Genomic DNA, 22226 nt, shown 5'->3' with positions numbered 1-22226 from the left:
GGTGCTCACGTTAGCGGGACAGCAACTCTATCGTTTGCTGCAACAGCAGGGAATCAGGGACGAACGGGTACTGCAGGCCATTGCCGGCCTGCCAAGAACCCAGTTTGTCGATGAAGCCATGGCCCACAAGGCCTGGGAAAACAGTGCCTTGCCTATCGGTTGTGGCCAGACCATATCGCAGCCCTATATCGTCGCGCGGATGACGGAAGTGGTGCTGGCCCAACAGCCGAAGCGGGTGCTGGAAGTGGGCACCGGCTCGGGCTTTCAGACGGCGGTACTGGCGCAACTGGTAGAGCAGGTCTTTACCGTTGAGCGGATCAAGTCGCTGCAATATCAGGCCCGTCGTCGGTTGCAGCGGCTGGATTTGCACAATGTGTCGACCAAGCATGGCGATGGTTGGCTGGGCTGGTCCAGCAAGGCCCCCTTCGATGCCATTATGGTGACGGCGGCGGCGCAGGAAACGCCCCAGGCCCTGTTGTCGCAGCTGGCCGATGGCGGGCGAATGGTAATACCGGTGGGGCAGAGCCAGCAATCGCTGTGGTTGTATCAACGCAGTGGCGATCAATTTTCTCGTACCGAGCTGGAATCGGTGCGTTTTGTACCTTTGGTGAAGGGTGATCTTGAGTGAAGATTTTTTCTCGTTTGTATCGGCAGGTCATGATGTGGGCGGTGCACCGGCATGCGCCGGTTTATTTGTCTTTGAACAGCTTTGTCGAATCCATCTTCTGGCCGGTGCCGGTAGACGTGATGCTGGCGCCCATGGCGTTGTCGAAACCGGAACGGGCCTGGCACTATGCCGCGCTCGCCACTTTTTTCTCGGTGCTGGGGGCCGCCTTTGGTTACCTGCTGGGCTATGCGTTATGGGAGCCGGTGGTGCAGCCCTTTATCGCGACCATGGGGTATGAAGGCAAGATGGCCATCGCCCGGCAGTGGTTTGACGAATGGGGTGTCTGGGTGATTTTCATCGCCAGCTTTACCCCGATTCCCTATAAAGTCTTTACGGTAACGGCCGGTCTGCTGCAGATGGCTTTTCTGCCCTTTCTGCTGATCTCGCTGGTCGGGCGCGGTCTGCGCTTTTTTCTGGTCTCGGGCCTCATGGTGTGGGGCGGCGTCAGAATGGAGCGCAAGCTGATTCAGTATATCGACATCCTCGGTTGGCTGTGTCTGGCGGCGGCGGTGGTGGCCTACCTGTTACTGAGAAACTGATGCAACGGCGGAGCGGCATATTCAGACTGGCGTGTTTCAACCTGCTGTTGATCACCCTGTTGACGGCCTGCTCTTCCTCTCGTCCGGCGCCGGTGGTAGGGGTGCATGCCCGTGGCCAAATCAAGGCGAATGGCCGCCATTATGTGGTGGTCAAGGGCGATACCCTGTATTCCATCGCCTGGCAGGCCGGTACCGATGTGCCTACCCTGGCACGACATAATCGTATTCCGCCTCCTTACTCCATTTATCCCGGTCAGACCCTGCGGCTGGATGTACCCGGTGCCGCGCGTGCCCGGTATCGGGTTCGCCGGGGCGATACGCTCAATACCATAGCGCGCCGTACCGGCCACGGGGTGGCCGACCTGGCTACCCTCAACGGCCTTAAACCACCTTATCGCATCTATGTGGGTCAGACTCTGGCATTGCGCGGCGCTCCTTCTACGGCCGATAACCGCCAGCGGACAACCAAAACAACCCCTCGGCCCGCCTCGGGCAAGGCCGGATCCAAACCGTCGGCAGCCGCTGGTAAGAGCACTCGGGCAAAAGCACTCAAGCCCCTTGCACCCGCTTCGGGAAAAGCATACGCTGGTTCACGAGTACAAAAAAACGCCGCTGTCAATGCCACCATTCGCTGGCAATGGCCAACCGCAGGTCCGGTGATTACCGGGTTCTCGCTGGCCGAAACCGGTAATAAAGGCATTGATATCAGGGGAAGCAGGGGCCAGGCCATCAAGTCGGCCGCCGCTGGCAAGGTTGTTTACGCAGGGAATGCGCTACGTGGTTACGGCAATCTGATCATCATCAAACACAACGATGATTACTTGTCTGCCTATGCTCACAATGAGGTGCTTCGGGTCAAGGAGCAACAAGCGGTGAGTGCCGGTCAGCACATAGCGGATATGGGCAGTAGTGATACCACCGATGTGCGCTTGCATTTCGAAATACGGTATCAGGGATCTTCGGTTAACCCGATGAAATATCTGCCAAAGCGATAGATTCCGGGAAACAGGTAGTACCCGGATTGAGGGAGAACTGCCATGAGCCAGAGCAAAAAAAACACCCACCACGATGAGGTGGGTTTGAATACCGGTACTGAACAGGATGTCATGACCGGTAGCGATGAAAAGGACAGTATTCAGGAAGAAGAAGTCCTCAATGTACCCAACGCCCGCACGCTGGACGTGACCCAGCTTTACCTGGGAGAGATTGGCTTTTCCCCCCTGCTGACGGCAGAGGAGGAAGTGCTCTATTCCCGCCGCGCCCTGCGAGGTGATTTGATTGCCCGCAAACGGATGATCGAGTCCAACTTGCGGCTGGTGGTCAAGATATCCCGCCGTTACAACAATCGGGGACTGGCGCTGCTGGACTTGATTGAAGAGGGTAACCTCGGTCTGATCCGCGCCGTCGAAAAATTCGATCCCGAACGCGGTTTCCGTTTCTCGACCTATGCTACCTGGTGGATTCGCCAGACCATAGAGCGGGCCATCATGAACCAGACCCGCACCATTCGCTTGCCCATTCACGTGGTCAAGGAACTCAACGTTTATCTGCGTACCGCCCGCGAGCTGGCCCATCGGCTCGATCATGAGCCCACCGCCGAAGAGATCGCCGACGCCCTCGACAAGCCGGTGGCCGACGTGTCCCGCATGCTCAAGCTGAACGAAAAAATCAGCTCGGTCGACACCCCCATCGGCGGGGATGGCGACAAGGCGTTGCTCGATGTGATCACCGACGAGAATGATCTGGATCCGGAAACCGAAATTCAGGATGACGATATTCGGCTGAGCCTGGTGCGTTGGCTGGAAGAGCTCAATCCCAAGCAACGGGAAGTACTGGCCCGACGTTTCGGCCTGCTTGGTTACGAGGCCTCGACGCTGGAAGATGTGGGCAGAGAGATAGGCCTGACCCGGGAGCGGGTACGGCAGATCCAGGTAGAAGCCTTGCGCAGGCTGAAAGAAGTGCTGACCCAGCAGGGGCTGTCGATCGATACCCTGTTCTACAGCGACTAATCATAGAAAGCTGTAAGCTGTCAGCCATAAGCTGTAAGTTAAGCCCCGGCAGAGTACAGGCTCTGTCGGGGCTTTATCATATGCTGGATTTCGAGCGGGCATCTTTTCGCAAACAAGGATGCAACGGCCATGGACTCCGGCCTTCGCCGGAGTGATACCAATTTGAATAAAGATCTGATCATTTTTAAACCCGAGCTCAGAGGCAACACAGCCGCCTCCCACGACACGCCATGGGCTAAGGACATCTGCGCTTGGCGATGGCTGCAAACATTCACTGGATGTTTGGTCCATCACCAAACTTGATGCAGGCAGCAAGCTGCCCCCTGGGGGCTCGGGAAATGCCGTCCATGGCATTTCACGGTCGTGGCAGTCGATCTCTGTTGCCTCTTCTCGAGCACCGAGCTGCCTGTAAACAACGCCAACAGGTAGCTCCTTGGCATCAGGGAGGATAAAGGGATCTGCTCCGCCGACCCTCCGCGCCAGGGATGGCGCGGTGGAGCCCCCATGGATGGGTTTACGGCGTGTCGGAGGAGCGGACCATTTGTCCGACCTTTGCAGAGCACCGAATAGATCAGTTAGTTAATCAGTTTGGTATGACTATTCTTCCCGCTTACGGCTTTCTCGCCTGCTTTAACCGATACAACTGCTCCAGCGCCTGTCGTGGCGTGAGTTCGTCCGGATCCAGCTCGTCGAGCAGAGTCAGCGCCGGTTCAGGCTCGGCCTCGAACAGTGGCAACGACGGCTGCGGCGCTTCGCCATTTGTCGCTGGGGGGCTGGTTTTCTCCACTTCGCTTGCCGGCAGCATCTGGCCGCTTTCCAGCTCGGCCAGTTTCTGTCGAGCCAGCGTCAATACCGCTCTCGGCACGCCCGCCAGGGCGGCGACCTGCAAGCCGTAAGAGCGGCTGGCTGCCCCTTCCTGTACCGCATGCATGAAGGCGATGGTGTCTTCGTGCTCCACCGCGTCCAGATGCACGTTGGCCACGTCGGACCACAAGCCCGCCAGCTCGGTGAGCTCGAAGTAATGGGTCGCAAACAGGGTGTAGGCATGCAGCCGGTTGGCCAGCGCATCGGCGCAGGACCAGGCCAGGGCCAGGCCGTCGTAGGTGCTGGTGCCGCGGCCGATTTCATCCATCAACACCAGGCTGTGACGGCTGGCGTTGTTGAGAATATTGGCGGTTTCGGTCATCTCCACCATGAAGGTAGAGCGGCCCGAGGCCAGATCGTCCGAGGCGCCGATACGGGTAAAAATGCGGTCGACCTTGCCGATGCGGGCGCGTTGGGCCGGCACGAAAGAGCCGATGTAAGCCATCAGCACGATCAGCGCCGTTTGCCGCATGTAGGTAGATTTACCCCCCATGTTCGGCCCGGTGATCACCAGCATCTTGCGCTGCTCCGACATCAACAGCGGGTTGGCGATAAAGGGGTCGCTCATCACCTGCTCGACCACCGGATGGCGACCTTCCTCGATATCGATGACCTCGTCGCCGGTCAGTTGCGGGCGACAGTAATTCAGGCTTTCGGCCCGCTCGGCCAGGTTGGCGAACACATCCAGCTGGGCCAGGGCGACGGCACTGTGCTGCAACGGCTGCAGCTGTTCCAGCAAGCGATCCAGCAGCGCCTCGTACAGTTTCTTTTCCAGCGCCAGGCCCTTGCTCTGGGCGTTGAGCACCTTGTCTTCGTACTCTTTCAGTTCGGGAATGAGGTAGCGTTCGTTGTTCTTCAGGGTCTGGCGCCGCACATAGTGTACCGGCACCAGATGGGCGCTGGCCCGGCTGACCTCGATATAAAAACCATGCACCCGGTTGTAGGCCACCTTGAGGGTGGAGATACCGGTGGCGGCTTTTTCCCGGGCTTCGAGCTCTTCCAGATAACGATGGGCACCGGCCGCCAGCTCGCGCAGCTCGTCCAGCTCGGGGCTGAAACCATCGCGAATGACGCCGCCGTCGCGGATCAACACCGGCGGGGTATCGACCACCGCCTGCTCCAGCAGCTCGGCCAGCTCCGGAAACTGACCGATACGCGCGGCCAGGGCATCCAGGCAGCAAGGGGTGACCTCGCTTACTACAGCCTGAATGTCGGGCAGCGCCTGCAATGCCGCGCGCAACCGGCTCAGATCCCGGGGGCGGGCCGAGCGCAACGCCAGTCGTGCCAGCACCCGCTCCATATCCCCGACCTGACGCAGGAGCGGACGCAGATCGTCATGGCGGCCCTGATCCATCAGCAGGGCAATCATGTCCTGACGCCGGCTCAGCTCGTCGATATCCCGGCTGGGCTGGTGGAGCCAGCGTTTGAGCAGGCGGCTGCCCATGGGGGTGGCGGTGTTGTCCAGCACCTCGGCCAGGGTGTTTTCCATGGTACCGGACAGGTTCAGGGTCAGTTCCAGGTTGCGGCGGGTGGCGGCATCCATGATCACCATGTCCTGACTGCGCTCCAGGCTCACGCTGCCGATATGGGGCAGGGCGGTGCGCTGGGTGTCTTTTACATATTGCAGCAGGCAACCGGCGGCACACAGCGCGGTGGTGGACTGCTCGACGCCGAAACCAATCAGATCCCGGGTGCCGAACTGCTGGCACAGCAGGTGACGGGCGGTGTCCAGATCGAACTCCCATTCCGGGCGTCTGCGCAGCCCCTTGCGTTGCTCGATAAGCGCATACCAGTGAAAGCCTTCCGGATACAGCAGCTCGGCGGGCTGGGTGCGCTGCAGCTCGGCGACCAGCGCCTCTTCGGTATCGAACTGATTAAGCACGAAACGGCCGGTGCTGACATCGATGATGCCGTAACCGAACTGCTGGCCATCGTGATACACCGCCGCCAGGCAGTTGTCCTGGCGGTCGGCCAGCAGCGCCTCGTCCGACAGGGTGCCGGGGGTAATAATACGGACTACCTGACGCTCTACCGGCCCCTTGCTGGTGGCCGGATCGCCAATCTGCTCGCAGATGGCCACCGACTCGCCCATCTGTACCAGCCGCGCCAGATAGTTTTCCGCCGCATGATGGGGTACCCCGGCCATGGGAATGGCGTTACCCCCCGATTTGCCGCGCTTGGTCAGGGAAATATCCAGCAGGCGCGAGGCCTTCTTGGCATCGTCATAGAACAGCTCATAAAAATCGCCCATGCGATAGAACAGCAGTATGTCCGGATGCTGCGCCTTCAGAGCCAGATATTGCTGCATCATGGGAGTATGTTGGATGTTGTCTTGATTCATAGCTAAATCAATACCTTATATCTTTATGAGACTGTTTCTGGAAACGGTGTGGCGAGCGACGACAGGCCCGCTGCCGGGGCGGCATGATACCAGTATCCGGGATGGAAGGCATGGGGGCTGATGAAGGTGACCGTTCGGTGGTGATGAGGCAAGGTAAAGTAAAGGCGACCTACTGCCAGGTGCAGTCTGGTCGCTCTGTTTATTCTGGATGTTCTTCGCTCCCGGGGAGCGACTGATACCAAACAGAGTAAATAACTGATCTATTTGGTTGCTCTGCAAAGGTTGGACAAAGGGCCCGCTCCGCCGACACGCCGTAAACCCATCCTTGGGGGCTCCGCCGCGCCATCCCTGGCGCGGAGGGTCGGCGGAGCAGTTCCCTTTAGCCTCCCTGATGCCAGGGAGTTGCCTGTTGACATCGTCTACAGACAACTCGGTGTCCGAGAAGAGGCAACAGAGAACGACTTCCACGACCGTGGCATGCCATGGCCGGAAAATGCTCCTGCCGTTCCGGCATTCCCGCCCTCCCTGGCGGTCAGACGGCATGTCCGAGCTTACATGGGGCGAGCTTGTCTCGCCGTGACGAACAGTTTCAGCCTGACCGAGCATCCGGTGAATGCTCGCAGCAGGTTGAAGCTGTGAGTATCACTTATCCGTAGCGCGTCGTGGGAGGCGGCTGTGTTGCCTCTGAGCCTCGGGTTTAAAAATGATCAGATGTTTATTCAAATTGGTATGACTCAAGCCTCTCAGGGCTGGGCGGCGTAGGCCACGATTTCGCAGAGCATTTCTTCCCGGGCCAGGCCGGCTACTATCATGGCCGCGCGGTTGGGGTAGGGGGCCTCGAAGTACTCGGCATACACCTTGTTGAACACCGGCAGCTGATCGCGGGCGGTGACGTAGATCAGCACCTGGGTCACGTCCGCCATGGTCAGGCCGGCCGCTTCCACCGTGTGCTTGAAGTTGTCCATGGTCTGGCGGGCCTGGGCTTCGATACCGCCGTCGACCACCTTGCCTTCGGTATCGATGGGGATCTGGGCGGTATAGAAGTGTCCGTTGGCCATGACGGCCCATTCCAGCGGCGCCTTGGAGGCGAAGAGTTCGGTTTTTACGGCTGTTTTCATCGATTGTTCCTTTACTTTATGCAGTGAAAAAAAGAGCGGCTAGCGCCGCTCAAAAGAGATTGCACCGGGCATTTTCCCGGTGCCGGCGACGGCTTACAGCCCCTGTTCCGTCGCCATTTTTTTGATGATTTTCGGCGCCGTCCACAGGGTGGGCAGCAGCACCAGTGATACCGGCACGGCGGTAACCACGATGAAGGACTGCAGGGCGGTGATACCGCCGGAGCCGATGGAAATCAGGATGGCGGCTACCACCCCCATCATGATGCCCCAGAACACCCGCACCCCGGCGTGGGGATGGTCGGTACCGGTCATGACCATGGACACCGCATAGGTCATGGAGTCACCGGTGGTGGCGACGAAGATGGTGGTGAGTACCAGAAACAGCACCGAGATGATAAAGCCCATCGGCAGTTGTTCGGTAATCGCCAGCAGGGCGGCAGGCAGATTGAAACCGGTGAAAGGACCGGACACGCTGCCGGGATTAGCCAGCTCGAACGCCAGGCCGCTGCCACCCATGATGGTGAACCAGAAGCAGGTGATCATGGGCGCTATGATGGAAATCAGCACTATTATCTGACGCACGGTACGGCCGCGGGAAATACGTGCCACAAACATCGCCATCAGCGGGCCATAACCCAGGAACCAGCCCCAGAAGAACACGGTCCACCAGTCCAGCCAGGCCGGATCGGCGCGGAACGTCGCCATCGGGATGAAGTTGTTCAGATAGAGGCCAAAGGCATGCAGATAGGTGTTAACGATAAAGGCGGTCGGGCCGAACAGAAAAATAAACAGCATCAGAAAGGCGGCCAGCACCACATTGATGTTGCTCAGTATCTGAATGCCGCGGGTCACGCCGCTCACCGCCGACAGGGTATAGATGCAGATCAGGCCGACCAGAATGGCCACCTGGGTGCTGTATACATCGGGAATGCCGAACAGCTTTTCCAGACCAAAGCTGACCTGCAGGCCGAGAAAGCCGATGGGACCCACGGTACCGGCGACCACCGCCAGCACACAGCAGGCATCGACCAGAGAGCCGAGCCAGCCTTTCATTACCCTGTCGCCAAACACCGGGTAGAGCAGGGTGCGCGGTTTCAGCGGCAGCCCCTTGTCGTAGTGCAGGTGCATGAACACGATACCGGTCAGGCTGCCAAGAATGGCCCAGGCCAGAAATCCCCAGTGCATGAAGCTCTGGGCCATGGCGTTGATGGCCATGTTCATCTTGTCGGTTTCGCCCGCATACATGGGCGGGGCTGACATAAAGTGCGCCATGGGCTCGGCGGCGGCCCAGAACACGCCCCCTCCGGCCAGCAGGGTACACATGATGATCGACATCCACTGAAAGGTGGACATCTCGGGCTTGCTCAGATTACCCAGACGAACCTGGCCACCACGGCCGATGGCCATGGCCAGCCCGATCAGGAAGGTCATCAGCAGCAGCACCTGCCAGTAGGCGCCGAATAGCCGGGTAGACACCGCAAAGGCACTGTTGACGAAAGCCGAAACCAGCTCGATGTCATACAGCGCCATGGCGACGAACAGCAGCAGGGCGCCACCGCTGATCAGAAATACCGGCAGGTCGAGACCGGTGAAAAAGCCGGGTTTGGCGTTGATATCCTTATTCATGGCCAGGGATGCCTCTGTTTTATTGCTCATGTTCGCCTCCATAATGGAACATCATGCAAAGGGGAGCCGTGGCTCCCCTTGTTATCCTTAACGACCAGCGCTTTGCGGCTGCAGGGCATCATCCAGGAAGTTGAGCCAGTTCAGGCCCATGATCTTGGCCACGTCTTGCTGGCTGAACCCCCGGGCCAGCAGGCCCTGGGTCAGGTTGGGGAAGTCGCGGCTGTCGCGGAACCAGGACAGCGGGCGCGGCCAATCGGCATTGGACTTGGAGCCTTCACCGTAATCCATGGATTTGGACCAGCGACCGTTACGCATCCATTCCAGCACCGACAGCGGCTGGTTCTGGCACAGATCGGTACCTATGCCCAGCCGGTCCACGCCCATCAGCTCGGCGGTGTCGGCAATCATGTCGCAGTACTGTTCCAGGGTGCAGTCGGGGCCGTTTTTCAGGTGGAAGGGATAGGCGCTGAAGCCCAGCAAACCACCCGATTCGGCCAGTGCCTTCAGCACCGTGTCCGACTTGTTGCGCTTGGCGTCGTGAAAGCTCAGCGGGTTGGCGTGCGAGATCACGATGGGACGTTCGGAAATCTCGATCGCCTCCAGGGTGCTGCGCTCGGCGCTGTGGCTCATGTCCACCACCATGCCGACCCGGTTCATTTCCTTGATCACCTGACGACCGAAGCGGGTGACGCCGCTGTCGACCGCTTCGTAGCAGCCGCAGGCCAGCAGGCTCTGGTTATTGTAGGTCAGCTGCATGATCATCAGGTTCAGATCACGCATCACCTCGACCATGCCGATATCGTCTTCGATGGGGGAGCAGTTCTGCGCCCCGAACATGACACCGACCTTGCCTTCGGCCTTGGCGCGCCGAATATCGGCGGCGCTGCGTACCGGCATGATGAGATCGCCGTGCTGTTCGAACTGACGGTTCCACTCGGCAACGCGCATCAGGGTTTCACGGATCTGCTCGTGATAGACGATGGTGGCGTGCACCATGGTGACCCCGCCTTCGCGCAGCTGTTCGAAGATCTCACGGTTCCAGTTGGAATACTGGAGACCGTCGATCACTATCATGTCGTTATGCAATTCTCTGCTCATGGCCCCGTCCCCGTTACGCGCGGATGTAGGTGGTTTTCACAACGGTGTAGAATTCCCTGGCGTAGGTACCCTGTTCACGCGGGCCGAAGCTGGAATCTTTACGACCGCCGAACGGTACATGATAATCGGTACCGGCCGTCGGCAGGTTAACCATCACACAGCCGGTCTTGGCGTTGCGCTTGAAGTCGGTGGCGTGTTTCAGCGACTCGGTGCAGATGCCGCCGGTCAGGCCGAAGTTGGTGTCGTTCAGGGTGGCCAGCGCTTCGGCGTAGTCCTTCACCTTGATGACGCAGGCGATGGGCGCGAAGGCTTCTTCCCGGTTGATGGTCATGTCGTTGGTGGTGTCGGTGAACAGCGCCGGCTGCATGTAGTAGCCTTCGGTGTCTTCGGTGATCACTTCACCGCCGTACACCAGCTTGCCGCCTTCGCTCTTGGCCAGCTCCAGGTATTTCAGGTTGGACTCCATCTGGCGGGCGTCGGCCACGGCGCCGATGTGTACGCCTGCTTTCAGCGGGTTACCAACCACCAGCTTCTTCATGCGCTCGATCACGGCGGCCACGAAGCGGTCGTGAATGCCTTCGGTCACGATCAGACGGGAAGAGGCGGTGCACTTCTGGCCGGTACCACCGTAGGCGCCGCCCACGGCACATTCGACCGCGTTATCCAGATCCGCATCATCCAGTACCACCAGGGCGTTCTTGGAGCCCATTTCCAGCTGGCACTTGACCAGGTTGACGGCGGTGGCCGCGGCGACCTTGCGACCGGTTTCCAGCGAGCCGGTAAAGGTCAGGGCATTGATATCGCGGGAGTTGATCAGTACATCACCGACCTCGGCACCGGGGCCCATCACCAGGTTGAAGGTACCGGCGGGCAGGTTCTGGCGCGAGATGATCTCGGTCAGCGCCCAGGCAGAAGCGGGAACCTGATTGGCCGGCTTCCACACCACGGCATTACCGAAGGCCAGGGCCGGAGCGATTTTCCAGGCGCCGGTGGCGGTGGGGAAGTTCCAGGGCGTGATGATGCCGACTACGCCGACCGGCTCGCGGCGGGTTTCGATTTCGACGCCGGGGCGTACCGAATCGGCGGTTTCGCCCATCTGGCGCAGCACTTCGGCGGCATAGTAGTGGAAGAACTGGCCGGAGCGGTAGACTTCACCGGCGCCTTCGGCCAGGGTCTTGCCTTCTTCCCGGGCGAGGATGCGACCCAGTTCGTCCTTGCGGGCGATCAGTTCGTCACCGATGGCCATCAGCACCGCGTAGCGCTGCTCCAGACCGCTTTTCTGCCATTCCAGCTGGCCGTTAACGGCGGCGGCGATGGCGTCTTTGGTCTGGGCGGCATCGGCCTGGGCGTAGTGACCTATTACATCGCTGAGGTCGGAAGGGCTGACGTTGGCAACTGAGCTTGAACCTTCAACCCACTCACCGGCAATGTAGTTGCGAAATACTGAAACAGACATAATAGATCTCCTATACCAAGTTGGATTCATCATAAGAGCTGTGCTTTAATAATAAAAATTAATAAATAATATTGATTGATAAGGAAGTCTTATCTTGTTGCCGGAATTCAAAATCACACAGCTGCGTCACTTCGTCTGGGTGGCCGAGCTGAAAGGCTTTCACGTGGCCGCCGAAAAGGCACACCGGACCCAGCCGGCCATTTCACTTTCTATACGCGATCTGGAAAACAAGCTGGGCGAGGCGCTGTTCGAGAAGCGCAACAGCCGCTCTGCCAAGACCGAGCTGACGCCTTTTGGCAAACAGTTTTTGCCCAGGGCCAAGGAGTTGATCGCCCATCACGACCGCATTGCCGAAGACATGGCGTTGCTGGTCGAGCACAAGACCGGCCATTTGCGGCTGGCCTCGGTGCCGTCCATCGCCAGCCGCTTTCTGCCCGAGCTGTTGATGAACTTTATCGGTGACAGCGAACTGTATGTCAGTGTGTTTGACGATAACTCGGGCGCCGTGCTGAAAATGGTGGAAAACCAGCAGGTGGACTTCGGTATCGCCAGCCTGTTCGACGAGCATGACCAGAGCGAAAAGCACTTTACGCCGGTGTGGGAAGATAAATTAGGCGTGGTGTGCCCTCATGACCATCCACTGGCCCGCCACAGCGAAGTGCATTGGCAGGCATTACAGCGGTATCGACTAATCAGTAATGGCACCTCTCGCCTATTGGAGGGCAGTGAAGCTGAATCTCTGCTGGCTCACTCCCAGTATTACATCTCCAACATGATCTCGCTGGTTGCCATGCTGGAAGCCGGCTTTGGCGTGACCACGCTGCCCTGGTATGCCTTTCCGCAGGGCAATACCCGGCTGACCTTCATTCCACTGCACACCCCGATGATCACCCGCCGCATCGGCATCATTCGGCTGAACAACAAGTCACTGCCCCCGCCGGCCCAGGCGCTGGTTGACTTCATTCTGGCCAGTCGACAAGACTGAGTGACTGCTCCCTGCCGGCTCCCCACCGGCAGGGATGAGCGACCATAACCTGCCTTATCTCTCATTTTTGTTAATTATATTTCCTGATTAAGCGGTCATATATTTACATTGCCATCAGTATTGATGCGCCTTGTTAGCATCTCGATAAACTTTACTTATCAATTGATATATCCATTTAACTTGTCTGGTTTTATCGCTTTGTCTGATGATGCGCTCCATGAGGCAGGAAGTGGGCCGATCATTCGACACAGAAATTCGAATGCCGTCTTTTCTTCCAGACCCTGTGTCGTGTCGGGCTAGGTGTCCGAACAATGGCGCAATAAGGACATGTAGCAATTATCGAGGGTAGAAATATGATGAGGTTAGCTGCGATCAAAGCCTCCCTGCGGGGGCCCAATGCACTGCCGCTGCGACCCGTTGAGCAGGTGATGGATCTGGAACGGCTGGGTGCCATGCATCAGAGTCGGTTGAGTTTCATGCGCATACTGGTGCGCCGCATCATGCTGGAACGCTGGCAGATAGGTACGGTACGTCAGGACTTGTGTGCCGACGGTTATGGTACCGTGATTTATGAAATCAACACCCCTCAGGGCCTGTTCAGCTTCGTCATTTTTTCCGATTACCTGAGCCCCGAAGAACGTAACGACAGGGTCATCGCCAGCAAGTGGGATCTGACCATGGCGCTGGTGGAAGGCCGGGTCGAAGACGAGTATCTGGCATTTTTGCGCCAGAATGTCCCCCTGCAGGAGGCCGGAAGGGTGGATTCGCGGGTATTCGTACTGTCTCGTGCCAATCGCAGCGCCCGCAACTTCGATTATGTGGTCGATCAGCTGGCCAAAGGCGAGCAGCCCGATGTGGCCCAGATCGCCAAGGTCGGTTATCTGTATCGCACCACCGCGGTTTATGGCAGCGGCAAGCTGGGCATGGCCGACTGGGACAAGGTCAGCAGCCGTTATCCGGACTTTGCCCGTCCCTTTGCCGCCGAAATGTTTGCCTGCCTGATGCTGAGAAACTTCAGTCTGCTGCAGGTGGAACATATCGCCCAAAGCCGTAATCCGCAGCAATACAACCCCATGCAACCGGAGATAAAACGCTACTTCGGCATCGGCAACTCCACCGGTCTTGGCATGGCGCCGTATCTGATCAATCACCCCATGCTGATCAACCAGTGGGTAGAAATGCGCGAGCTGGCGCTGGCGCTGGTGCGCAGCCTCGGCCATATCGACGAGCCGGTGCGCCGCCAGTTTGACACCCTGCTGGCCCGCAGTGCCCGGCACATGGCCGAAACCCTGACCGAAGATCCCTGGCAGAGCGATAACAACAAGCGGGTGATTGAAGATCTGGCGGCCCTGCAGCAAGAGGCCGCTCGCTCCCTGACCGACTGGAATACCCTGCTAGCCTGGAGTGAGCAACATTGCTCGTTGCAGGGACAGGAGCTGCTGGTCTCTGTGTTGCTGGAGCTGTACCCGCAACTGGTGGACGGGCTCGATGACTACTATTGCGTGGAAGAGTTTCTCGATCTGGATCCGCTGATGCCGCTGCAGAAGCTGAAGGAAGTGATAGAGCGTCGCTACGACTGGACGCTGAAAATCGACTTCAGCAAGGCGGGAGCGCGGGATATTTTCTGGTATCGCTCGGAAGAAAAAATGGAACCCCGACTGGGTGAATGTGCCCTCGATAGCGGCCGGGAAAAACAGATGGCGCTGGGCGTGGGCTACGCCGTATCCAAGTGTTACGAGCTATTGTGCCAGTACATCAAGGAAAATCCGCAGCACACCACGGCCCGCTTCATGGTGGCCAGGCCCAAGCTGCGCGGCATAGTGCGCCGCATCCAGAGCATGGACCGGTGTGTGTATGGCGACATTCAGGCCAACCTGCTGGCGCGGGACATACTGCCCATGCACCTGTTGCGCTGCAAGCTGTCTTTTTTCGGGGTCAGCAAGTTCGATCCGCGCTCCAAACTGTGGGTACGCAATACCATGTATCAGGGCGCGCCCTTGCTGGAAGACATCGGAAAAATCTATAACGACGACTGGTTTATGCCGCTGGCACCGACACAGGAAGGAGACAGCTGATGCAGGTTTCGATGAATGAACTGAAGGCGGCACTGCGCCGCTGTTTCGAGGCGGCCGGTTATTTTGTGGGCAACTATGAAGATGCCGCCAACATGGTGTTGTGGCTGGAAAAGCACGGCCTCAACGGGCTGGAAGAACTGAAGCGGGCGCTGCCCTATATCGGTCTGGATGCCGACAAGCCGCTGAGTACCGTGGTCTATGAAGACAGTACCTCGGCCATTATCGACAGCAATGATCGCAGTGCGTTGAACTGCATCGCGGCGTCGGTGGATCTGGCGCACGCCAAGGCGCTGGAAAACGGCATCGCCACCATTACCGTGCATAACTGTCACAATCGCATGTTTGCGCTCAAGGCCCTGACCGACTGTGGCCGACGCGGTATCAGCGTGACCGCCTACTGGCAGAATGGCAGCAAGACGGTGAAGGAATACGCCGCGGCCATCAAGGCGGGGGAGCGTTATCCCAGCTTCAGCGAAGCGGCCACCACCCTGGTGACCAGTCCGGATGAACCCCAGACATTGACCATTGTCTGCAGTTCCCGGGTGGATCTGGCCGGATCGCTGCAGCGATCCAAGGGTAACCGCAATGCGCGCTACATGAGTCCCGAGGATCTGGCCGAGAACAAGGAATACATCATCGATAACGGCATCGAGATCGATGAGTCGCTGTGGGCCGAGATCAACCGCCTCGGTGCCGGTATTCTGGTGGAAAACAGCGATCGATCCCGCCAGGGAGCCGGCAGCCGGTAACCAGTAACAACAAGCTCCCGGCTTAAAGACAGGCACCCTTCTTTGTTGATGGGTGCCTTTTTATTTGAAGTGCCGTCATCCTGACGAAGGTCAGGATCTCGGTTTGCCTGCGATCACGGTTATTGCAGAATAACCGTTTTTGTAGGCACTGCTGTAGGCGATGCTTCAGCTTCGCAATGTGGCGTAGCCACATCCTGCAATATCGCAGCGCGATATCTTTGCGCTTATGTTTCATGTTGCTCTGTGCGTCAGATCCTGCTGCGCAGGATTTCGCGGCTAAAGCGCGCAACTACATTCGTGCAATATACCAATCTTGGCGCCGTCTTTGACCGTCTTTCTGGCGATGAGCCATGTCTGCGGCCCCGCATTGTTATTGCGTGCTAGAATAGCCGCCTTTTACGCAGGATAACGGCATGCTGTATACCCCGATCGATTTGCTGGCGCTGTTGATTGTTACCTGCAGCATAGTGGTGCAAGCCTGGGTGGGTATCGGCTTTGGTTTGCTGGCCGCGCCCCTGCTGTATCTGATCGATCCCGCCTATGTGCCCGGGCCGGTACTGGTACTGGGCTGGATGCTGTCTATCGTGGTGGTGCTCAAGCAGCGGCATACGCTTAACTGGCGGCGAGTCCTGCCCGCCATTGTGGCGCGTCTGCCCGGCTCCTGGTGCGGCGCTTTATTGCTGGTGAGCATAGCGTCCTGGCAATTGAGCCTGTTTTTCGGCACGGCGCTGCTGCTGGCGGTCTGGTTGAGCCTGCGTCGCTACGGGGTCGCGCTGACCCCGGTCAGCCTGACGGTGGCGGGATTTCTCTCCGGCGTGCTCGGCACCGCCACCTCGGTCGGTGGCCCGCCGATGGCCTTGCTCTATCAGCACGAGTCACGGTTGACGACCCGCAACGAGATTGCCGCTTTTTTCCTGATCGGCACGCCGTTGTCGGTACTGATGTTATTGCTGAATGGCGGGCTTGAATTGCTTGCCCCTGCACTGGTTCTGAAAATGCTGCCCGGCGTTTTGCTGGGCTTCTGGTTGTCGCGGCGGCTTGAAAGGGTCTTTCAGAAAGACAGCGCCCGCCCGGCGATACTGCTGATTTCCGCCCTGTCGGCACTGGTGGTGTTGTGGCAGGGGATCACCGCCAGCCCTTTTTTTAATACCTGAGGCGACGGTTGGCGATGCCGCTCCGGCTCGGCATAATAGCCATCAGTTTTCAATATATCGATGGACCGGGGAGGGCGCTTTGAATCTGACGACACTGGCACAACAACTGGGCGATGCCTTGCTGAGTCGAGGGCTGACGGTGACCACGGCCGAATCCTGTACCGGGGGTGGCATTGCCTGTACCATCACCGATATTGCCGGAAGTTCGGCCTGGTTCGAGCGCGGTTTTGTTACCTACTCCAATGCGGCCAAGAGCGAGATGCTGGGCGTCGATCCCGCGCTTATCGAGCGTGAGGGCGCCGTCAGCGAGGCGGTGGTGATCGCCATGGCCAAAGGTGCCTGTGCGGCCGGCGGTGACTCACTCGGGGTGGCGGTCAGCGGTGTGGCCGGCCCCGGCGGTGGTAGCCCGGAAAAACCGGTTGGCACCGTCTGGCTGGCCTGCTATCTGGCGGCGGAGAATAAAACCCGTTGTCGCCTGCTGCAACTTGAAGGTGACCGCCTGGCCGTGCGCCGGCAAACCATAGCGGCGGCGCTGCAGGATTGTCTGGCCCTGTTGGCTTCTTCACAGACTTGATACTGTACGAATAACCAGTATACTCAACCTTATATTTTTCGACGCATTAATCAGCGGAGCTCCTCATGGATCAGAACAAAGAAAAAGCCTTGGCTGCGGCCCTGGGCCAGATTGAAAAGCAATTTGGCAAAGGCTCTATCATGCGGCTGGGCGACAACAAGGCGCTGAATGTCGAGTCGATCTCCACCGGCTCTCTGTCGCTGGATATCGCGCTCGGTATCGGTGGTCTGCCCACCGGTCGTATTGTCGAGATCTATGGTCCCGAGTCTTCCGGTAAAACCACCCTGACGTTGCAGGTGATTGCCGAGGCACAGCGTGCCGGCAAGGTCTGTGCCTTCGTGGATGCAGAGCACGCGCTGGATCCGGTTTATGCGGGCAAACTGGGTGTAAATGTCGACGACTTGCTGGTGTCCCAGCCGGATACCGGCGAGCAGGCGCTGGAAATCTGCGACATGCTGGTGCGCTCCGGTGCCGTCGACGTCATCATTGTCGACTCGGTGGCGGCCCTGACGCCACGCGCCGAAATCGAAGGCGAAATGGGCGACTCCCACGTGGGTCTTCAGGCGCGTTTGATGTCCCAGGCGCTGCGCAAGCTGACCGGTAACATCAAGAGCGCCAACTGCCTGGTGGTTTTCATCAACCAGATCCGCATGAAAATCGGCGTCATGTTCGGCAGCCCCGAAACCACCACAGGTGGTAACGCGCTCAAGTTCTATGCTTCTGTTCGTCTGGACATTCGTCGTATCGGCGCCATCAAGGAAGGTGACGAAGTCATCGGCAACGAAACCCGGGTCAAGGTGGTCAAGAACAAGGTGGCACCACCGTTCAAGCAGGCCGAGTTCCAGATCGTGTACGGTGCCGGTATCTCGAAGGAAGGCGAGCTGATCGAGCTGGGCGTCAAGCACAAGCTGGTAGAAAAAGCCGGTGCCTGGTACAGCTATAAAGGCAACAAGATAGGCCAGGGCAAGGCCAACTCGATGAAATACCTGTTGGAGCATAAGGACATTTCCGACGAAATCGAGCTGCAGCTGCGCCAGATGCTGTTGCTGGCACCGGGAAGTGCCAAAGACGAAGGGGCAGCCAAAGGCGAGGCGCTGGCCGAGCTGGACGGCCCGGACAACAACGAAGAGTTTTAATCAAGAGGCCGGGATTTCCCGGCCTTTGTTTTTATCGGTATTGTTAACAGAACATGATGGAACCACCACTTACTCCTCAACAGCTGTGGGATTGCGCCCTCCGGCTGCTGTCCCGCCGGGATCACAGCCGTCGCGAGCTGGCTCAAAAACTGCGGCAACGGCAGTTTGATGCCGAACTTATCGAGCTGGCGCTGGATAAACTGGAGCAGCAGCAATGGCTGTGCGATAGCCGCTTTGCCGTGGTGCAGGTGCGCCAGCATATCTTCAGGAAGCACGGCCCGCTGCGTATTCGTGTCGAGCTGCAGCGCAAGGGCGTGACTCAGGCCGATATCGAACAGGCGCTGGAAGAGGAAGCCCCGGACTGGTTCGAGCTGGCGCTGGCCTGCTACCGGACCCGCTTCGCCTTTACCGAGCGGCTGGATATCAAGGAAAAAGCCAGACGGGTGCGTTATCTGCAGAGCCGGGGCTTCACGTCAGACCAGGTTCGCTATGCCCTGGAGACCCCGCCGGAGTAGCCCTTTCTGCTCCGCCGTTGCAAGGCGCGTTTTACATTGGCCCGGATACCTTTTAAATTATCCGGGTTAACGCCTATGAACCTCGCAATTGAACAGGATTATCCATGCAGATGACCACATCTGAGTTACGCACCGCGTTTCTCGAGTATTTCCGCCAGCAGGGCCACCAGGTGGTGGCATCCAGCTCGCTGGTGCCCCACAACGACCCGACCCTGTTGTTTACCAATGCCGGCATGAACCAGTTCAAGGATCTGTTCCTGGGGCTGGAGCAGCGGGCCTACAACCGGGCCACCAGCTCTCAGCGTTGCGTGCGTGCCGGCGGCAAGCACAACGATCTGGAGAATGTGGGTTATACCGCGCGTCACCATACTTTTTTCGAAATGCTGGGTAACTTCAGTTTTGGTGACTACTTCAAGCAGGATGCCATTCGCTTCGCCTGGGAATTTCTGACCGAGGTGGTCAAGCTGCCCAAAGACAAGCTGTGGGTGACCGTGTACGCCACCGACGACGAAGCCTTCGACATCTGGTCGAAGGAAGTGGGTGTGCCGGCCGAGCGTATCGTGCGTATCGGCGACAACAAGGGTGCCCAGTATGCATCCGACAACTTCTGGACCATGGGTGATACCGGCCCTTGCGGCCCCTGTACCGAGATCTTCTACGATCACGGCGAGCATATCTGGGGCGGTCCTCCCGGCAGCCCGGAAGAAGACGGCGATCGTTATATCGAGATCTGGAACCTGGTGTTCATGCAGTTCAACCGCCAGGCAGACGGCACCATGGAGCCGCTGCCCAAGCCGTCGGTCGATACCGGCATGGGGCTGGAACGTATTGCCACCATACTGCAGGGCGTGCATTCCAACTACGAAATCGACCTGTTCCAGGCACTGATCAAGGCGGCGGCCAAGGCCGTGGGTACCGATGACCTGGACAACAAGTCGCTGCGAGTGATTGCCGACCACATTCGCTCCTGCTCCTTCCTGATTGCCGACGGCGTCATGCCGTCCAACGAAGGCCGGGGCTATGTGCTGCGTCGTATCATTCGTCGTGCCGTGCGTCACGGTCGCAAGCTGGGGGCCGAGCAGTCCTTCTTTTATACCCTGGTGGGCGCCTTGTGCGATCAGATGTCCGATGCCTATCCGGAGCTGAACACCCAGCGCGCCATTATCGAAAAGGTACTGCGGCTGGAAGAAGAGCAGTTTGCCCGCACCCTGGGTCGTGGTCTGCAACTGCTGGAAGATGCCATTGCAGAGCTGGGTGACGCCAAGGTGCTGCCGGGCGAGGTGGTGTTCAAGCTGTACGATACCTATGGTTTCCCGGCGGATCTGACCGCCGACGTATTGCGTGACCGCGAGCTGAGCATCGACGAGGCCGGTTTCGAAACCCTGATGCAGCAGCAGCGGGAGCGGGCCAAGGAAGCCTCCAACTTCGGTGTGGATTACTCCAGGGTGATCAAGGTGGATGGCGAAACCGACTTCACCGGTTACCAGCACCTGGCCGAGCCGGCCAGGGTGACGGCGATGTTCAAGGACGGCGAGCCGGTGTCGGCGCTGATTGCGGGTGAAGAAGGCGCCGTGGTGCTGGACAAGACCCCCTTCTATGCGGAGTCCGGTGGTCAGGTTGGTGATACCGGCGTGATCAAGCTGGATGACGGCCTGTTCGTGGTTAAAGACACCCAGAAAGCCGGCAAGGGCATACTGCATCTGGGTCAGCTGGAGCTGGGTACCCTGGAGGTGGGGGAGTCGGTCACCGCCGCGGTGGACGCCTCCCGCCGTCAGGCCACGGCGCTGAACCACTCGGTTACTCACCTGATGCACGACTGTCTGCGTAATCTGCTGGGCGACCATGTCATTCAGAAAGGCTCGCTGGTGGGACCCGATCGCCTGCGCTTCGACTTTTCTCATCTGGAAGCCATGACCGAGCAGGAAATTCGTGAAATCGAAGACATGGTCAACAAGGAGATCCGTGCCAACCACGAGGTCTCTACCCGGCTGATGGATCTGGACTCCGCCAAGGAAGCCGGTGCCATGGCGCTGTTCGGCGAGAAATACGACGATGAAGTGCGCGTGGTGTCCATGGGCGACGCTTCCACCGAATTGTGTGGCGGTACCCATGTGCAGCGCACCGGTGACATCGGTCTGTTCAAGATCCTGTCCGAAAGCGGCATTGCCGCCGGCGTTCGTCGTATCGAAGCCGTGACCGGTGAAGCGGCGCTGGCCTATCTGCATCAGCTGAATCAGGAACTGGCCCAGGCGGCCGGCCTGGTGAAAGGGGATGTGTTTGCGGTTTCCGACAAGGTGCGCCAGGTGCTGGATCGCAGCCGTCAGCTGGAGAAGGAAATCGAGCAGCTCAAGGCCAAGCTGACCGCGCACGCGGGCACGGCGCTGCTGGAGCAGGTGATCGAGGTGAACGGCACCAAGGTGCTGGTCGCCAACCTGGAAGGCGTTGACAGCAAGTCGCTGCGCGGCTCTCTGGACGATCTCAAGGTCAAGCTGCAGTCCGGTATCGTGGTACTGGCTACCGTGACCGAGGGCAAGGTAAGCCTGATTGCCGGCGTCACCAAGGATCTGACCGGCAAGGTCAAGGCCGGTGAGCTGGTCAACCTGGTAGCCCAGCAGGTGGGCGGCAAGGGCGGCGGCCGACCGGACATGGCTCAGGCCGGCGGTACCGAACCGGCCCAGCTGCCGGCGGCGCTGGCGTCTGTCACTCCCTGGTTGACAGAGCGGCTATAATGTTAAAAGGGTAAAATTAGGCTGCTGTGGAAAGTTAGCGGCAATAAAAGAGGCCTGTCTATGACAGGCCTCTTGATTTGAAGCTAAGAGCACCCCATCTGTTGGTTGGTGGGGGAAAAGCTAGGTTTTTGCACACCTTTATCGGATAATAAGTAACATTTTTGACTATTACATAGCGTATACAGGAGCAGCCAGATGCTGATATTGACTCGACGAGTAGGGGAAACCCTGATGATTGGTGACGAAGTCACCGTAACCGTGCTGGGTGTTAAGGGTAACCAGGTGCGTATCGGTGTAAATGCGCCGAAAGAAGTATCTGTGCACCGTGAAGAGATTTATATGCGGATACAGGCTGAGAAAGGTACCGCGGAAGACAGCCAGTACTAAACAATTTCGGGGTGTTTTCTGTTCTTTCTGGCCGCTTTTAACTCATTGTGTTTAAAGACTGTTCGAACAAAAGAGTCAGGCAAGAAAAGTGTTTGACTTATTTTGGCCTGACGTTAATATACGCCCCGCAAACACGGTGAGGTGGCCGAGAGGCTGAAGGCGCTCCCCTGCTAAGGGAGTATGCGGCTTATACCCGCATCGAGG

18 protein-coding genes are annotated in these 22226 nt (G+C 58.6%); 13 read left to right on the top strand and 5 right to left on the bottom strand.

The genetic code is table 11. The annotated features are described in order from the left end of the window. Position 1 precedes the first annotated feature (1 nt). From Q0753_RS15835 to rpoS, 4 genes are read left to right on the top strand one after another with little or no spacing between them, the layout of a single operon-like run. A complete protein-coding gene (locus Q0753_RS15835) occupies positions 2–628 on the top strand; it encodes a protein-L-isoaspartate(D-aspartate) O-methyltransferase (protein WP_298723383.1) in 627 nt (208 codons plus the stop codon). Then, a complete protein-coding gene (locus Q0753_RS15830) occupies positions 625–1206 on the top strand; it encodes a YqaA family protein (RefSeq protein ID WP_298723380.1) in 582 nt (193 codons plus the stop codon). Before Q0753_RS15835 ends, Q0753_RS15830 begins: the two co-directional genes overlap by 4 nt. Further along, the gene (locus Q0753_RS15825) at positions 1206–2201 is read left to right on the top strand and encodes a peptidoglycan DD-metalloendopeptidase family protein (RefSeq protein ID WP_298723377.1); all 996 of its coding nucleotides are present in this window, start codon (positions 1206–1208) and stop codon (positions 2199–2201) included. The genes Q0753_RS15830 and Q0753_RS15825 overlap by 1 nt, the downstream gene beginning before the upstream one ends. A gap of 42 nt (positions 2202–2243) precedes the next feature. Further along, a complete protein-coding gene (gene rpoS / locus Q0753_RS15820) occupies positions 2244–3215 on the top strand; it encodes an RNA polymerase sigma factor RpoS (protein ID WP_298723374.1) in 972 nt (323 codons plus the stop codon). Positions 3216–3825: 610 nt separating this feature from the next. Here the strand turns inward: rpoS and mutS are convergent. The 5 genes from mutS to Q0753_RS15795 form a co-directional block, all read right to left on the bottom strand. Next, positions 3826–6420, bottom strand: a complete 2595-nt coding sequence (mutS, locus tag Q0753_RS15815; protein ID WP_298723373.1) for a DNA mismatch repair protein MutS — start codon at positions 6418–6420, stop codon at positions 3826–3828. A 743-nt stretch (positions 6421–7163) separates the two neighbouring features. Then, positions 7164–7538: a RidA family protein gene (locus Q0753_RS15810; RefSeq protein WP_298723370.1), complete on the bottom strand. Its 375-nt coding sequence runs from the start codon at positions 7536–7538 to the stop codon at positions 7164–7166. Between the two features lie 93 nt (positions 7539–7631). Continuing rightward, positions 7632–9194, bottom strand: coding sequence for a BCCT family transporter (locus Q0753_RS15805; RefSeq protein ID WP_298723367.1), 1563 nt, complete (start codon positions 9192–9194; stop codon positions 7632–7634). 57 nt (positions 9195–9251) lie between these two features. Further along, positions 9252–10262, bottom strand: a complete 1011-nt coding sequence (locus Q0753_RS15800) for a dipeptidase (protein ID WP_298723364.1) — start codon at positions 10260–10262, stop codon at positions 9252–9254. 13 nt (positions 10263–10275) lie between these two features. Next, positions 10276–11718, bottom strand: a complete 1443-nt coding sequence (locus Q0753_RS15795; RefSeq protein WP_298723361.1) for an aldehyde dehydrogenase family protein — start codon at positions 11716–11718, stop codon at positions 10276–10278. A 94-nt stretch (positions 11719–11812) separates the two neighbouring features. Between Q0753_RS15795 and Q0753_RS15790 the strand changes: the two genes are divergently transcribed. From Q0753_RS15790 to csrA, 9 genes are all read left to right on the top strand, one after another. After that, a complete protein-coding gene (locus Q0753_RS15790) occupies positions 11813–12703 on the top strand; it encodes a LysR family transcriptional regulator (RefSeq protein ID WP_298723358.1) in 891 nt (296 codons plus the stop codon). Positions 12704–13056: 353 nt separating this feature from the next. Next, positions 13057–14778, top strand: a complete 1722-nt coding sequence (locus Q0753_RS15785; protein WP_298723355.1) for a hypothetical protein — start codon at positions 13057–13059, stop codon at positions 14776–14778. Beyond that, positions 14778–15527, top strand: coding sequence for a DUF3726 domain-containing protein (locus Q0753_RS15780; RefSeq protein ID WP_298723352.1), 750 nt, complete (start codon positions 14778–14780; stop codon positions 15525–15527). The genes Q0753_RS15785 and Q0753_RS15780 overlap by 1 nt, the downstream gene beginning before the upstream one ends. A gap of 413 nt (positions 15528–15940) precedes the next feature. Beyond that, positions 15941–16681 (top strand): sulfite exporter TauE/SafE family protein, encoded by a 741-nt coding sequence (locus tag Q0753_RS15775; protein WP_298723350.1) that lies wholly within the window; start codon positions 15941–15943, stop codon positions 16679–16681. A gap of 79 nt (positions 16682–16760) precedes the next feature. Then, entirely contained in the window at positions 16761–17255 is a 495-nt protein-coding gene (locus Q0753_RS15770) for a CinA family protein (RefSeq protein ID WP_298723347.1), read from the top strand. A gap of 65 nt (positions 17256–17320) precedes the next feature. Then, complete coding sequence (gene recA, locus Q0753_RS15765) at positions 17321–18391, top strand: recombinase RecA (protein WP_298723344.1); 1071 nt, start codon at positions 17321–17323, stop codon at positions 18389–18391. A 56-nt stretch (positions 18392–18447) separates the two neighbouring features. Next, entirely contained in the window at positions 18448–18906 is a 459-nt protein-coding gene (locus tag Q0753_RS15760) for a regulatory protein RecX (protein ID WP_298723341.1), read from the top strand. A gap of 104 nt (positions 18907–19010) precedes the next feature. After that, on the top strand, positions 19011–21635 hold the full coding sequence (gene alaS / locus Q0753_RS15755; protein WP_298723339.1) for an alanine--tRNA ligase: 2625 nt from the start codon (positions 19011–19013) through the stop codon (positions 21633–21635). A gap of 195 nt (positions 21636–21830) precedes the next feature. Beyond that, positions 21831–22022: a carbon storage regulator CsrA gene (gene csrA, locus Q0753_RS15750; RefSeq protein ID WP_071472073.1), complete on the top strand. Its 192-nt coding sequence runs from the start codon at positions 21831–21833 to the stop codon at positions 22020–22022. The last annotated feature ends 204 nt before the right edge of the window (positions 22023–22226 follow it).

Source organism: uncultured Oceanisphaera sp. (assembly GCF_947495715.1).
Taxonomy (GTDB): domain Bacteria; phylum Pseudomonadota; class Gammaproteobacteria; order Enterobacterales; family Aeromonadaceae; genus Oceanimonas; species Oceanimonas sediminis.
The sequence above is the reverse complement of the archived record's forward strand: the minus strand, read 5'-3'. Positions and strand labels throughout refer to the sequence as shown.